This window comes from Agrobacterium sp. rho-8.1 (genome assembly GCF_033957725.1).
Taxonomy (GTDB): domain Bacteria; phylum Pseudomonadota; class Alphaproteobacteria; order Rhizobiales; family Rhizobiaceae; genus Agrobacterium.
The window spans coordinates 986183-999539 of the sequence record NZ_CP192788.1; the positions used below are offsets into that span (position 1 = coordinate 986183).

Genomic DNA, 13357 nt, shown 5'->3' on the forward strand with positions numbered 1-13357 from the left:
TTTATGAATATTCTTGATGGTCGTCACTTGGCCCTTTTGGCCGCATTATCTTTGCAATATACAAAAGCGATGAATGATGCGACCCCGATTTCCGCCAAAGCCGTGACTGGTGCTCTCAGCATCGGACACACCGTTTGCCCCCATGACTGTCCAAGTGCCTGCGCACTGGAGGTTGACATCACCACGGATGGTCGTATCGGCCGCGTGCGGGGTGCCAATTCCAACACCTACACGGCCGGCGTCATCTGCGCCAAGGTGGCGCGCTATTCCGAGCGTATCTATCATCCCGACAGGTTGCTGACGCCCAAGCGCCGCAAAGGTGCCAAAGGGGCGGGCGAGTGGCAGGAGACCAATTGGGACGATGCGCTGGATGAGATCGCCAATGCTTTCGTCAAGGCGGAAGCAAAGCATGGTGCGGAAGCCATCTGGCCGTATTTTTATGCCGGAACCATGGGGCAGGTGCAGCGCGACAGCATAGAGCGGCTGCGCCACGCCAGGAAATATTCCGGCTTCTTTGGCTCGATCTGCACCAACATGGCCTGGACAGGTTACGTGATGGGCACCGGCGCGCTGCGCGGTCCCGACCCGCGCGAGATGGCGAAGGCCGATGTCGTCGTCATCTGGGGCACCAATGCGGTGGCCACGCAGGTCAACGTCATGACCCATGCGATCAGAGCCCGCAAGGAGCGCGGTGCCAAGATCGTGGTCGTCGATATCTACGACAATCCGACGATGAAACAGGCGGATATGAAGCTGATCGTGCGGCCCGGAACGGATGCCGCGTTGGCCTGCGCCGTCATGCACATCGCCTTTCGCGATGGCTACGCCGACCGCGCCTATATGGCGAAATTCGCGGATGATCCTGCCGGGCTAGAAGCGCATCTCGTATCCAGAACGCCGCAATGGGCCGCCGATATCACCGGGCTTTCAGTCGAGGAAATCGAGGCTTTTGCAAAGCTCGTCGGCACCACGCAGAAAAGCTTCTTCCGTCTGGGCTACGGTTTCGCCCGCCAGCGCAACGGTGCGGTTGCGATGCATGCGGCGCTGTCTATCACTACCGTGCTCGGCTCCTGGCAATATGAGGGCGGTGGTGCGTTCCACAACAATGGCGACATCTTCCGGCTGAACAAGGCCGAACTGATGGGCACCGCCTATGCTGACCCCAATGTGCGCCAGCTCGACCAATCCCAGATAGGCCGTGTTCTGACCGGCGATGCCGAGGCGCTGCGATATGGCGGACCTGTAACAGCACTGCTGATCCAGAACACCAATCCGGTCAATGTGTGCCCAGAACAGCGGCTGGTGAAGCAGGGCTTCCTGCGCGACGATCTCTTCGTTGCCGTGCATGAGCAGTTTATGACCGAGACGGCTGAAATGGCCGATATCGTGCTGCCCGCCACCATGTTCCTGGAGCATGATGACATTTACCGTGCCGGGGGCCAGAACCATATTCTTTTAGGACCGAAACTGGTGGAGCCGCCCGACACCGTTCGCACCAACCTCTTCGTGATCGAAGAACTGGCCAAGCGCCTCGGTGTGTCTGACATGCCGGGTTTTGGACTGACGGAGCGTGAGCATATCGATGGTATTCTCGGCCCGGGTGGATGGGGTGATTTCGATAGTCTCGCTGAAGAAAAATGGATCGACGCACAGCCGTCCTTCGACGTCGCACATTATCTCGAAGGCTTTGGATATCCAGACGGCAAATTCCGCTTCAGCCCGGATTGGGAGAACGGTCCGTCACCCAACAAGCCACCGAAGAACGTGCCGGTCATGGGGCCGGTTGCCGAACTACCGGCATTTCCCGATCAGGTGGATGTTATCGAAGTGGCCGATGCCGAGCATCCGTTCCGTCTGGCGACATCGCCCGCCCGCAACTTCCTGAACTCGACCTTTGCCGAGACGAAGACGTCCGTTCAGAAGGAAGGTCGCCCTGAACTGATGATCTGTCCCACCGATGCCGCACGCTTGAACATAGCGGATGGCGATATCGTGCAGATCGGCAATGGACGCGGGCAGGTGCGCATTCACGCGAAGATCGTTGAGGGTGCAAAGCCAGGCGTGCTGATTGCTGAAGGACTGTGGCCCAACAAGGCGCATCTGGATGGCGAGGGCATCAATGTGCTGACCGGTGGTGATGCCGTAGCGCCCTATGGCGGCGCGGCTTTTCACGACAACAAGGTTTGGCTTAAGACATTTTGACAGGAAGACGGAATGCAGAAATTCGGCAATGCAACGATTGAAATTCTTAAAGACGAGACGCTTTCAAAAAACTGGTATCACCTTCGCAACATCACCTACAATTACACCAATTCCAGGGGCGAGACGAAAACGCTCAAGCGCGAAGCCTATGACCGCGGCAACGGCGCGACCATTCTGCTCTACGATCCGAAAATCGACAGCGTCATTCTGGTTCGTCAGTTCAGAGTGCCGACCTATGTGAACGGCTATCATGGCTGGCTGCTGGAAACGCCCGCAGGTTTGCTGGATGGCGACAACCCGGCAGATGCCATTGCCCGGGAGGTGATGGAGGAAACCGGCTACAAGCTGCGCGACACGCGGTTCCTGTTCAAGTCCTTCATGTCGCCGGGATCTGTCACGGAAGTTCTGCATTTCTTCGCCGCGATCGTCGATGCGTCCGATCGGGTGGAGGAGGGTGGCGGTGCTGCCCATGAGGACGAGGACATCGAGGTCGTCGTGATCCCCTTGGCTGACGCTATGAAAATGATCGAGGACGGCGATATCTGCGATGGCAAAACCATCATGCTGTTGCAATGGGCAGCGCTCAACCGTGCAGCCCTGACGCGATCATAAAAGACGGATGGAGTTTGGTGTGGACGAAATGGCAACAGAGACATCGGCGACGAAGCGCGACGATGACAGGGTCAAGCTTGTCTCGAAGGAGACCGTCTGGAAACGTTTCGTCCACCTCCAGACACTGGTGTTTGATCAGCGGATGCCGGATGGCCGGGTGATCCGCATCGACCGTGAAGTGCACGACCATGGCAGCGCTGCCGCGATCCTGTTATTCGATCCTTCGAAAAATGCCGTTGTTCTGGTCCGCCAATTTCGCCCCGCCGCCTTCGTCAACGGTGATCCGAGTTTCATGCTCGAAGTGCCCGCAGGCCTGATCGATGACGACCAGCCGGACGAAGCCATCCGCCGCGAGGCGATGGAAGAGACCGGTTATGCGGTGAAAGACGTGCACTATCTTTTCGAGACCTATGCAAGCCCCGGCACGTTGACGGAAAAGGTCGCCCTGTTTTACGCGCGGGTCGATCTGGAAGAAAAAGCCGGTCTCGGCGGTGGGCTCGCAACAGAGGGCGAGGACATCGAGGTCATGTCGATCGGACTGGACCAGGCATTCGAAATGATCGCAACCGGTGACATCACGGATGCGAAGACGATCATCTTGTTGCAATGGGCGATGCTGAACCGCGAGCGTTTGTGACCCTCACGGCAAGTCAGTCGAACGCGACATGTTCGGAAGCCGCAGCGTTTGCCAGTTTTTTATCACTCGTGGCCAGTGGAATTGCGCGTGAGACCGCGAGCGCCAAATAAGCCGCGTCATAGGCGGACAGCGAATACTTTTTAGCCAGACGCATGATGGTAATATGATCGCTACCGCTAACAAGAGTCAGAGGCAGGCTGGTAAAGCGCAAAAGGATCGAGAAAACCGCGTCCTGATCGATACGTTTTCGTTTTTCCGCGGAAATGAGGATGTTCCGCAATTCGTGAGACAGGAGATCGGGCGCGATGGCGTCGTCTGTTTCGAGCATTTCCAGCGCTCTGTCTGCAATCTCGCTCGACTCATCTGGCAGGAACCAAGCGGCGACAATGGAGGCATCGACGACGAACGGCATTAACGTCTGCCTTCGTTTTTCCAGGTGTTGATTTCCTCGGCAGCAACGATTTGCCTCTGTGATCTCTCTGCCTTCAAAGCACCGAGAAGTAGACGGCGCTCTCGCATATCGGTCGCTTTCACAAGCCGCGCAACAGGCTCGTTGCCACGCGCAATGATAACGTCTTCACCGGCTTCGACTTTCGCGAGGAGCTCCGAAAGATGTGTTTTGGCTTCACCGACTTTAACCGTAAGCGTCATGGCTTTCACTCCAACCGAACCTAAAAGTACAAACGTTAGAGTGCTTGGTCAAGCGGTTGGCCAAGTTGTCGGTATTCAGGCCGAAATAAGCTGTTGCCCCACGTCACAGGCATCTTCACTACGATGCGCTTTGCCGCCGTCCATCCGCACTTTGCCCTCTGCAAGCAGCTTGAGTGCCAAAGGATAGAGTTGGTGTTCCACGGTCAGAACACGTGCGGCGAGGGCGTCTGCGTCATCGTCTGCAAGGACAGGCACCGCCGCCTGGCCGATGACCGGGCCTTCGTCCATGCCTTCGGTGACGAAATGCACCGTGCAGCCGGTGATTTTCATGCCGCTTTCGATGGCGCGTTCGTGGGTATGCAGGCCAGGGAAGAGGGGCAGGAGAGAGGGGTGGATGTTGATGATGCGACCGGCATAGGGTGCGATGAAATCCCCGGAGATGAGGCGCATGTAGCCGGCGAGACAGATGATGTCAGGGGCGATCTCGCTCAGCGCCGCCAGAATGGATGCTTCGTGTTCAGCCTTGCTCGCATAGGTCTTGCGCTCGAAGACCAGCGTGGGAATGCCCAGCGTTTGAGCCTTCGCAAGCCCGCCTGCGGTCGCCTTGTCGGAGATCACGCAGGCGATCTCAGCGGGGAAATCCTGTGCCTGACAAGCGTTTGCCAGCGCCATCATGTTGGAGCCGCTGCCGGAGATGAAAACGACGACTTTGCTGCGGGCAGGGGTGGCGCTCATAGTCCGAGCGTGCCCTTGTAGATCGTGCCGTGCCCATCTTCCGCGCGAGCGACCATGCGGCCGAGCGCGAAGACGGTTTCGCCTTCGGCTGTCAGGGCGTCCGTTACCTGTTGTGCGTTCTCAGCCGCAACGACGACGATCATGCCGACGCCACAGTTGAAGGTTCGCAGCATTTCGCTCTGTACGACGCCGCCGGTCTTGGCAAGCCATGAGAAGACGGTGGGAACCTCGATGGTTTCAAGATCGATTTCAGCAGCCAGATGCTTCGGCAGAACGCGTGGAATGTTTTCCGGGAAACCGCCGCCGGTGATGTGCGCCAGCGCCTTCAAAGCGCCGGTTTCGCGAATGGCCTTCAAGAGCGGCTTCACGTAAATGCGGGTTGGTGTCAGCAGAGCTTCTCCCAGCTTCTTGCCGTCTGCGAATGGGGCCGGCGCATCCCAGCCAAGACCGGAAAGCTCGACGATCTTGCGCACCAGCGAGAAGCCATTGGAGTGAACGCCCGATGACGAGAGGCCGAGAATGACGTCGCCTTCGGCAATGTCGCCCTTGGGCAGAAGCTGGCCACGTTCGGCAGCACCCACGGCAAATCCGGCGAGATCGTAGTCTCCATCCGAATACATGCCGGGCATTTCAGCGGTCTCGCCGCCGATCAATGCACAACCGGATTCGCGGCAACCGGCGGCGATGCCGGTGACGATGGCCGCACCCTGATCCGGGTCGAGCTTGCCGGTCGCGAAGTAGTCGAGGAAGAACAGCGGCTCGGCGCCCTGCACGACCAGATCGTTGACGCACATGGCAACAAGGTCGATACCGACGGTGTCATGGTAATCAGCATCGATGGCGATTTTGAGCTTGGTGCCGACGCCGTCATTGGCAGCGACGAGAACCGGGTCGGTGAAACCCGCGGCCTTGAGATCGAACAGGCCACCGAAACCACCGATTTCACCATCCGCACCGGGGCGGCGGGTGGAGCGCACGGCGGGCTTGATCTTTTCGACCATCAGGTTTCCGGCGTCGATATCCACGCCTGCATCGCTGTAGGTAAGACCGTTCTTGCCTTGCTCGCTCATGGCTGTCGTCTCCACTGGTTCCGTTTGGCGTCGCCATTCGCATGAGACGGGTGACGATGCAAGTATGGGCGCTGTAAAACTCATGTTTTTCACGCCTTTTGGATGTTTTCGTCCTATTGTCACGGGAAAGATCAGCCTTGGCCAATTTGGCAAAGGTGTCCCACTTGACCAGTCCTGCCCACGCATCCTATTTCCTAATCAAAGCGTTACGCGTATGGGCGCTTAAAGGAGCAGACGATGCAACCACATATCAGAGGTATGAATCTGAGACGCCAGGCCTTTTTCTGGCTGGGTGCCTTCGTGGTTTTTGTCGTGTTCCTGATGGTTTTCAGCTCCATTCTTTTGCCTTTCGTAGCAGGCATGGCGCTCGCCTATTTCCTTGACCCCATCGCAGACTGGCTGGAACGGCGTGGTTTGAGCCGGATGATGGCGAGCGTCATGATCCTCGTGTCCTTCGTGCTGCTGTTTGCGCTGTCGCTCATTATCATCATACCGTTGATTGTCGCGCAGGCGTCGGAATTCATCTCCCGCATTCCGCAATATATCTCGTCCTTGCAGCAGTTGATCGCCGGTGCCGACACCAATCTGCTGCCGGGTTGGGTCAGTGCGCAGATCGACACCGTCAAGGAAAACTTCTCGAAATTGCTGACAGAAGGTGCCGGCTTCATCGGTACGCTCCTGACGCAAATCTGGAACTCCGGCAAATCGCTGGTGGATGTGATCTCGCTTCTGGTGGTGACACCCGTCGTGGCATTCTACCTCTTGCTGGACTGGGACCGGATGATCGAAAAAGTCGATAGCTGGATCCCCCGTGATCACGTCGCCACGGTGCGCCAGATCGCGCGCGATATGGACAGCACGATTGCGGGCTTCATTCGAGGTCAGGGCTCGCTGTGCCTCATTCTCGGCGTCTATTATGCCGTGGGCCTCTCGCTGGTCGGATTGAATTTTGGCCTCTTGATTGGCTTTTTTGCTGGCGCAATCAGCTTCATCCCCTATGTCGGCTCCATGATCGGCCTTGTGCTGGCGGTTGGTGTGGCGCTGGTCCAGTTCCTGCCGGATTACGTCAACGTCATTCTTGTGCTGGCCGTTTTCTTTTCCGGTCAGTTCATCGAAGGCAACATTCTGCAGCCGAAGCTTGTCGGTAGCAGCGTTGGCCTTCACCCCGTCTGGCTGATGTTTGCCTTGTTTGCATTTGGCGTTCTGTTCGGGTTCGTCGGCCTTCTGGTCGCAGTACCAGCGGCGGCTGCGGTCGGTGTGCTCGTTCGCTTTGCGTTGTCTCGTTATCTTGAGAGCGATCTCTACCATGGCCGTGCCGCCAATTTGCCCTGGGATGCCGAAGAGGGGCCGGTGCAGGCGCTGCCGCCCAAGCGGATCGATTCCCAGAGCTGAAAGATGAGCGATAACCATAAACCCACAGCCAGCAGGTCGAAAGCCGAGCAGCTTCCTTTGGCGTTTTCTCACAAGGCAGCGACTGGCCGCGATGATTTGCTGGTAGCCGCACCTTTGAATGCGGCCGTCACCATCGTGGATGAATGGCCGCGCTGGTCGTCGCCGGTCGTTATTCTCGTCGGGCCACAGGGTTCCGGAAAATCGCACCTTGCCAGCATTTGGAAACAGACCAGCGGTGCTGTGGATATCAGGCCCGAGCCGGGTACATCAGCCGCACGTGCTGCGGAAAATACCCCGGTTCTGTTCGAAGATGCAGACAGAAACGGTTTTGATGACACGGAGCTGTTCCATGTGATCAACAGCGTACGCGAGAACGGTACCTCGCTGCTGATAACCTCGCGTGAGTGGCCCGCTGCATGGCCGGTGACATTGCCGGATCTGCGGTCGCGCCTCAAGGCGGCAACGGTGGTGGAAATTGGCGAGCCGGACGAGGATTTGCTGGCGCAAGTTCTGATGAAGCTGTTCGCCGACCGTCAGCTTTATATGGATGACAAACTTGTCAGCTATATCGTGGCGCGTATGGAGCGCTCTCTCAATGCAGCGCAGACGATCGTCGAAAGACTGGACCGTTTGGGCCTGTCGAGAGGCACGCGCATCAGTCGGGCCATGGCGGCAGAGGTGCTGACGGAGCTTGGCGGCGCCCCCGAAGAGGATTGACTGTCACAGTTCCGTCGTCAAACTGTTATACGGGCAATGGGGTATCTGACCGAAAGTGCGGAGCGATTTCAAGTCGCTGGGATATTTGAAACAAGCAACCGGAGCGGCACGACCCCATGGGTGTTCCTGCCGAACCGGAGATGAAGGGCGGAAAATTCGATGGATTCGGTGTTGCAGGATAATCTCGACGAAAACGGTAAAGTGACACCGGAGGAGAAGAACCTGTGGGACAGCCCGGAGCGTTTCATCAACCGGGAGTTTTCGTGGCTGCAATTCAACCGCCGCGTTCTCGAGGAGACGCTGAACACCGCCCATCCTCTGCTGGAGCGTCTGCGCTTTCTGTCGATATCCGCCGCCAACCTCGATGAATTCTTCATGGTCCGCGTGGCCGGTCTCGAAGGCCAGGTTCGCCAGAATGTGACCGTGCGTACGCCGGATGGTAAGACGCCGGCCGAACAGCTTGAAGACATCCTCAAGGAAATCGACAATCTCCAGATGGAGCAGCAGGCTTCGCTTGCGGTGCTGCAGCAATACCTCGCCAAGGAAGACATCTATATCGTTCGCCCGGCGTCGCTGTCCGATGAGGACCGCGTCTGGCTGGAGAACGAATTCGAGGAACTGATCTTCCCGGTTTTGACGCCGCTGTCTATCGATCCCGCGCATCCGTTCCCCTTCATTCCGAACCTCGGCTTTTCCATGGGTTTGCAGCTGGATAGCGTGAACGGCCGCGAGCCGATGACGGCGCTTCTGCGCCTGCCGCCTGCGCTCGACCGGTTCATTCGCTTGCCGGACGACAAGACGACAGTCCGCTACATCACGCTGGAGGATGTCGTCGGCCTGTTCATCCACCGGCTTTATCCCGGTTACACCGTGCGTGGACTCGGCACCTTCCGCATTATCAGAGATAGCGATATCGAGCTTGAAGAAGAAGCGGAAGATCTGGTGCGCTACTTCGAAAGCGCCCTGAAGCGGCGCCGTCGCGGCTCGGTGATCCGCATCGAGACCGACAGCGAAATGCCCGCATCCCTGCGCCAGTTCGTGGTCCATGAGCTCAACGTGCCAGACAACCGCGTGGCGGTCCTGCCTGGGCTTCTGGCGCTCAACACCGTTTCCGAACTGACCAAAGCGCCGCGTGACGATCTGAAGTTCGAGCCCTACAACGCCCGCTTTCCGGAGCGTGTGCGCGAGCATGCGGGCGATTGCCTTGCCGCGATCCGCGAGAAGGACATGGTGGTTCACCACCCCTATGAGAGCTTCGATGTGGTGGTTCAGTTCCTGCTGCAGGCCGCCCGCGACCCGAACGTTCTCGCCATCAAACAGACCTTGTACCGCACGTCCAACGACAGCCCGATCGTGCGCGCCCTGATCGACGCGGCCGATGCCGGCAAGTCGGTGACTGCGCTGGTGGAACTGAAGGCGCGGTTCGATGAAGAGGCGAATATTCGTTGGGCCCGTGACCTTGAGCGCGCAGGCGTTCAGGTCGTGTTCGGCTTCATCGAGCTGAAGACCCACTCCAAGATGTCGATGGTAGTGCGCCGTGAAGATGGCAAGCTGCGCACCTATTGCCACCTTGGAACCGGCAATTACCATCCGGTGACGGCAAAGATCTACACCGATCTGTCCTTCTTCACCTGCAATCCGAAGATTGCCCATGACATGGCCAACATCTTCAACTTCATCACCGGCTACGGCGAGCCCGAAGAGGGGATGAAGCTGGCTGTTTCGCCCTATACGATGCGCTCGCGCATTCTCAAGCACATCAATGATGAAGCGGAACACGCCAGAAACGGTGCGCCAGCGGCCATCTGGATGAAGATGAATTCGCTGGTTGATCCCGAGATCATCGATGCGCTGTATCATGCAAGTGCTGCGGGTGTGGAAATCGATCTGGTCATCCGTGGCATTTGCTGCCTGCGGCCACAGGTACCGGGCCTGTCCGACAACATCCGCGTCAAATCCATTGTTGGCCGCTTCCTGGAGCATAGCCGTATCTTCTGCTTCGGCAATGGTTACGGCCTGCCGTCCGACAAGGCGCTGGTCTATATCGGATCTGCCGATATGATGCCGCGCAATCTGGATCGACGTGTGGAAACCATGGTCCCCTTGGTCAACCCAACGGTGCATGAACAGGTGCTTTCGCAAATCATGCTGGGCAATCTCATTGACAACCAGCAGAGCTACGAGATACTGCCGGACGGAACGTCGAGGCGCATCGAGGTGCGCAAAGGCGAGGAACCGTTCAACGCGCAGCACTACTTCATGACCAACCCAAGCCTTTCGGGACGCGGTGAAGCCTTGAAGTCCAGTGCGCCCAAATTGATAGCCGGGCTGATATCATCCCGCAAGAAACAGGCTGAATGACACGATCAGAAGCACAGGGGCGGCTTGCTGGCTTAGCCCCCGTTTCCGTCATAGATATTGGCTCGAACTCCGTTCGTCTCGTTGTATATGAAGGTCTTTCGCGCGCCCCTGCGGTGCTTTTCAATGAAAAAGTCCTGTGCGGGCTTGGTAAGGGCTTGGCTCTGACCGGTCGAATGGATGAGGAAGGCGTAACGCGTGCGCTTGCCGCATTACGTCGTTTCCATGCATTGTCGCAGCAGGCGCAGGCGCAAAAGCTTTATGTGCTGGCGACCGCTGCCGCGCGCGAGGCGAGCAACGGTCCCGATTTCATCCGTGATGCGGAAGCCATTCTCGGGTGCGAGATCGAGGTTCTCTCCGGTGAGAAGGAAGCGCTCTATTCCGCTTACGGCGTCATCAGCGGCTTCCACGATGCCGATGGTATCGCCGGTGATCTTGGCGGTGGCTCGCTGGAACTGATCGACATCAAGGGCAAAACCTGCGGCGAAGGAATTACCTTGCCTTTGGGTGGCCTGCGACTGTCCGAACATTCCGGTGGCTCCATCGAGAAGGCCACAATTTTTACGAAAAAACAGGTCAAGACCGCCAAGCTGCTTTCTAAGGGCGAAGGGCGGACGTTCTACGCCGTTGGCGGCACGTGGCGAAACATCGCCAAACTGCATATGGAAATCACCGGTTATTCGCTGCACATGATGCAGGGCTACGAGATGCCGCTGGCCGATATGCTGAGTTTCCTCGATGAGGTGATCGCTTCCAAGGACAGCAAGGACCCGGCATGGCAGGCGGTTTCCAAGAACCGTCGGACATTGCTGCCTTTCGGCGCTGTCGCCATGCGTGAAGTGCTTGAGGTGATGAAGCCCTCCAAGATCGCATTCTCCGCACAAGGCGTTCGCGAAGGCTATCTCTATTCGCTGCTGCCGGAAGCCGAGCAGAAGGCCGATCCCTTGCTGGTGGTGGCTGACGAACTGGCCATTCTTCGCGCCCGCTCACCCGAACATGCGCGCGAGCTTGCCGATTGGAGCGGGCGGACCGTGCCGGTGTTCGGCATTACGGAAACAGAAGATGAAACGCGCTATCGCCAGGCAGCCTGCCTGTTGGCCGATATCAGCTGGCGCGCGCACCCGGATTATCGCGGTTTGCAGGCGCTCAACATCATTGCCCACTCGTCCTTCATCGCCATCACGCATCCGGGTCGCGCCTATATCGCTCTGGCGAATTATTATCGCTTCGAAGGATTGAACGATAACGGCACGACCCAGCACCTGACGTCGATTGCCGGTGACAGAATGCAGGAACTGGCCAAGCTGCTCGGCGGTCTGTTGCGCGTGGTCTATCTGTTTTCGGCATCCATGCCCGGCGTCGTCGATCACCTGAAGTTCCGTCGTTCGGAACGCAGCGATGTCGACCTCGAATTCGTCGTGCCGCATGAGTATCACGACTTTGCCGGTGAACGCCTCGAAGGCCGTTTGCAGCAGCTATCGAAGCTGACGGGCAAGAAGCTGGCCTTCGTGTTCGAGTGACGGATCAAGTAGCGCCTTCGACAGCGGTCGAAGGCGCTACCCAAATCTTGGTTACTTGGCGTCCAGCAAATCTTTTACCTCAAGCAGAACGAACTCGTTATCATCGGCCTTGTCCAACGCCCGGCCCGCCGAGAAGGGAAGGTTGTTGTCGTTGCCGACGATGATGTGCGTGGCATCGACGCGATCGACATTTTCGATGGTGACGAACGGCATTGTGTAGGTGCCGTTCTCATTGCCCTGCATGGCCTTCTTGTCGGGATCGGCAATCTTCATCAGGTCGATGTAGCCAATCTTGCGCGCTGCCTTGCCGACAGTCGCATCATTGAATTCGATCTTGTAGATGCGCTTCAATTTGGCTGGAACGGCAAAGCAATTGGCCTCAGGCTTCTTGGCGTCCGCACAGGCCTTGTCGCTGGTGCCCGCGCCATTGTCACGCTCGATCACCAGCGCCGTGCTGTCATCCAGCATGTTGAAGTCGCCAATCGCTTCGCCGCCTTCTGCCAGCGGATAAAGCCAAGTGCGGCCCGTCCAGCTTTTGGATGCGACATCGAGTTCGATGATCCGGAGCCCGGTTTTGCCGTCTTCGGTCTTTTCGACCTGACCTTCCGCATTATAGAGCGGACCTTCGAGAAGGCCGTAAATCTTGCTGCCGTCCTTGGACATCGCCATGCCTTCGAAACCACCCGAGCGCTTCAGGTTGAAGGCTGGGAGTTTCTGCGTTGGATTGCCGGGCAGCGACAGGGTTGGATGATCGGGCGATTTGACTTCGATATCGCCAGCCTTTGTTGCGATCACATCCGTCAGTTTGCCGTCGCGGGTGAATTTCAGAATGTATGGGCCGAATTCTTCGCCGACCCAGAAGCCATCTTCCGTTGGCTGGATGGATTCCACGTCGAAATCCGCGCCGGTGAGATAGCGCTTGTCGGAGCCTTCCATGACGATCGGAAAGGGTGCCTTCTTGTCCGGATCGGACAGGAACACCGTTTCGAGTGCGTTGACCTTACCGGCATCCCAGTCAAGCTTCAGGTGATGCAGCATCAGCATGGAATCGCTGGAGTTGGTCTTGGAGCCGAAGCCGTTGTCCGACAGGCTCCAGAACGTGCCGTCGCTCATCGTCTTGATGCCGGAAAAGCCCTGCATGGCCTGTCCGTCGAACGGCATCGACAATCCCGTGGTGCGAACACCGTCCTTGCCGGGAACCGTTCCCAGCCCTTCTGCGCGCTTCCGATCCGGCGTCGTGAATTTTGCGGACGTCTTCAGATGCTGGGACGCATCCGATGGCGCCGGGATGATCGTGTTTGCGGGCAACACGGCCTGCGACACGAGCTTTGCTGGAAACTCCTTTTCCGCTGCAAAGGCGGAGATGGTGCCGAGTGCCAGAAGGGCAACCGAGGCGAGGAGGGTCTTTTTCATGGAATTACCTTTGGGTTTGCATCTGCAATGCAGGGACCGTTAGGCAAGCT

At 57.9% G+C, this 13357-nt stretch carries 12 protein-coding genes; 7 read left to right on the forward strand and 5 right to left on the reverse strand.

Going from position 1 to position 13357, the window contains the following annotated elements; translation table 11 throughout:
* Positions 1-3: 3 nt before the first annotated feature.
* Genes RMR21_RS04930 through RMR21_RS04940 form a run of 3 tightly spaced genes read left to right on the forward strand, consistent with a single transcriptional unit; the run spans position 4 to position 3451 of the window.
* Positions 4-2202, forward strand: coding sequence for a molybdopterin-containing oxidoreductase family protein (locus RMR21_RS04930; protein WP_498669594.1), 2199 nt, complete (start codon positions 4-6; stop codon positions 2200-2202).
* A 12-nt stretch (positions 2203-2214) separates the two neighbouring features.
* Positions 2215-2814: an NUDIX domain-containing protein gene (locus RMR21_RS04935; protein WP_498669595.1), complete on the forward strand. Its 600-nt coding sequence runs from the start codon at positions 2215-2217 to the stop codon at positions 2812-2814.
* A gap of 28 nt (positions 2815-2842) precedes the next feature.
* Complete coding sequence (locus RMR21_RS04940; protein ID WP_498669596.1) at positions 2843-3451, forward strand: NUDIX domain-containing protein; 609 nt, start codon at positions 2843-2845, stop codon at positions 3449-3451.
* 13 nt (positions 3452-3464) lie between these two features.
* On the opposite strand, the gene RMR21_RS04945 is transcribed toward RMR21_RS04940, so the two are convergent.
* The 4 genes from RMR21_RS04945 to purM form a co-directional block, all read right to left on the reverse strand.
* Positions 3465-3863 carry a type II toxin-antitoxin system VapC family toxin gene (locus tag RMR21_RS04945; protein ID WP_498669597.1) on the reverse strand — a complete coding sequence of 133 codons (399 nt, stop codon included), beginning with the start codon at positions 3861-3863 and terminating at the stop codon, positions 3465-3467.
* Entirely contained in the window at positions 3863-4102 is a 240-nt protein-coding gene (locus tag RMR21_RS04950; RefSeq protein WP_498669598.1) for a type II toxin-antitoxin system Phd/YefM family antitoxin, read from the reverse strand. The genes RMR21_RS04945 and RMR21_RS04950 overlap by 1 nt, the downstream gene beginning before the upstream one ends.
* A gap of 75 nt (positions 4103-4177) precedes the next feature.
* Entirely contained in the window at positions 4178-4837 is a 660-nt protein-coding gene (gene purN / locus RMR21_RS04955) for a phosphoribosylglycinamide formyltransferase (RefSeq protein ID WP_498669599.1), read from the reverse strand.
* The gene (gene purM / locus RMR21_RS04960) at positions 4834-5907 is read right to left on the reverse strand and encodes a phosphoribosylformylglycinamidine cyclo-ligase (protein WP_498669600.1); all 1074 of its coding nucleotides are present in this window, start codon (positions 5905-5907) and stop codon (positions 4834-4836) included. Before purM ends, purN begins: the two co-directional genes overlap by 4 nt.
* A 237-nt stretch (positions 5908-6144) precedes the next feature.
* Between purM and RMR21_RS04965 the strand changes: the two genes are divergently transcribed.
* The 4 genes from RMR21_RS04965 to ppx all read left to right on the forward strand — a co-directional run bounded on the left by RMR21_RS04965 (position 6145) and on the right by ppx (position 11894).
* Complete coding sequence (locus RMR21_RS04965) at positions 6145-7299, forward strand: AI-2E family transporter (RefSeq protein ID WP_498669601.1); 1155 nt, start codon at positions 6145-6147, stop codon at positions 7297-7299.
* A gap of 3 nt (positions 7300-7302) precedes the next feature.
* Entirely contained in the window at positions 7303-8016 is a 714-nt protein-coding gene (hdaA, locus tag RMR21_RS04970) for a DnaA regulatory inactivator HdaA (protein ID WP_498669602.1), read from the forward strand.
* A gap of 159 nt (positions 8017-8175) precedes the next feature.
* Complete coding sequence (locus tag RMR21_RS04975; RefSeq protein ID WP_498669603.1) at positions 8176-10377, forward strand: RNA degradosome polyphosphate kinase; 2202 nt, start codon at positions 8176-8178, stop codon at positions 10375-10377.
* Positions 10374-11894: an exopolyphosphatase gene (ppx, locus tag RMR21_RS04980; protein WP_498669604.1), complete on the forward strand. Its 1521-nt coding sequence runs from the start codon at positions 10374-10376 to the stop codon at positions 11892-11894. The genes RMR21_RS04975 and ppx overlap by 4 nt, the downstream gene beginning before the upstream one ends.
* 51 nt (positions 11895-11945) lie before the next feature.
* Here ppx and RMR21_RS04985 read toward each other — a convergent pair whose 3' ends face one another.
* Positions 11946-13307, reverse strand: coding sequence for an esterase-like activity of phytase family protein (locus RMR21_RS04985; RefSeq protein ID WP_498669605.1), 1362 nt, complete (start codon positions 13305-13307; stop codon positions 11946-11948).
* Positions 13308-13357 lie beyond the last annotated feature (50 nt).

Coding starts and splice junctions, on each gene's coding strand:
- RMR21_RS04945 (WP_498669597.1), bottom strand. CDS start 3,863: ATGCCGTTCGTCGTCGATGCCTCCATTGTCGCCGCTTGGTTCCTGCCA.
- purM (WP_498669600.1), bottom strand. CDS start 5,907: ATGAGCGAGCAAGGCAAGAACGGTCTTACCTACAGCGATGCAGGCGTG.
- RMR21_RS04950 (WP_498669598.1), bottom strand. CDS start 4,102: ATGACGCTTACGGTTAAAGTCGGTGAAGCCAAAACACATCTTTCGGAG.
- purN (WP_498669599.1), bottom strand. CDS start 4,837: ATGAGCGCCACCCCTGCCCGCAGCAAAGTCGTCGTTTTCATCTCCGGC.
- RMR21_RS04935 (WP_498669595.1), top strand. CDS start 2,215: ATGCAGAAATTCGGCAATGCAACGATTGAAATTCTTAAAGACGAGACG.
- hdaA (WP_498669602.1), top strand. CDS start 7,303: ATGAGCGATAACCATAAACCCACAGCCAGCAGGTCGAAAGCCGAGCAG.
- RMR21_RS04930 (WP_498669594.1), top strand. CDS start 4: ATGAATATTCTTGATGGTCGTCACTTGGCCCTTTTGGCCGCATTATCT.
- ppx (WP_498669604.1), top strand. CDS start 10,374: ATGACACGATCAGAAGCACAGGGGCGGCTTGCTGGCTTAGCCCCCGTT.
- RMR21_RS04965 (WP_498669601.1), top strand. CDS start 6,145: ATGCAACCACATATCAGAGGTATGAATCTGAGACGCCAGGCCTTTTTC.
- RMR21_RS04940 (WP_498669596.1), top strand. CDS start 2,843: ATGGCAACAGAGACATCGGCGACGAAGCGCGACGATGACAGGGTCAAG.
- RMR21_RS04975 (WP_498669603.1), top strand. CDS start 8,176: ATGGATTCGGTGTTGCAGGATAATCTCGACGAAAACGGTAAAGTGACA.
- RMR21_RS04985 (WP_498669605.1), bottom strand. CDS start 13,307: ATGAAAAAGACCCTCCTCGCCTCGGTTGCCCTTCTGGCACTCGGCACC.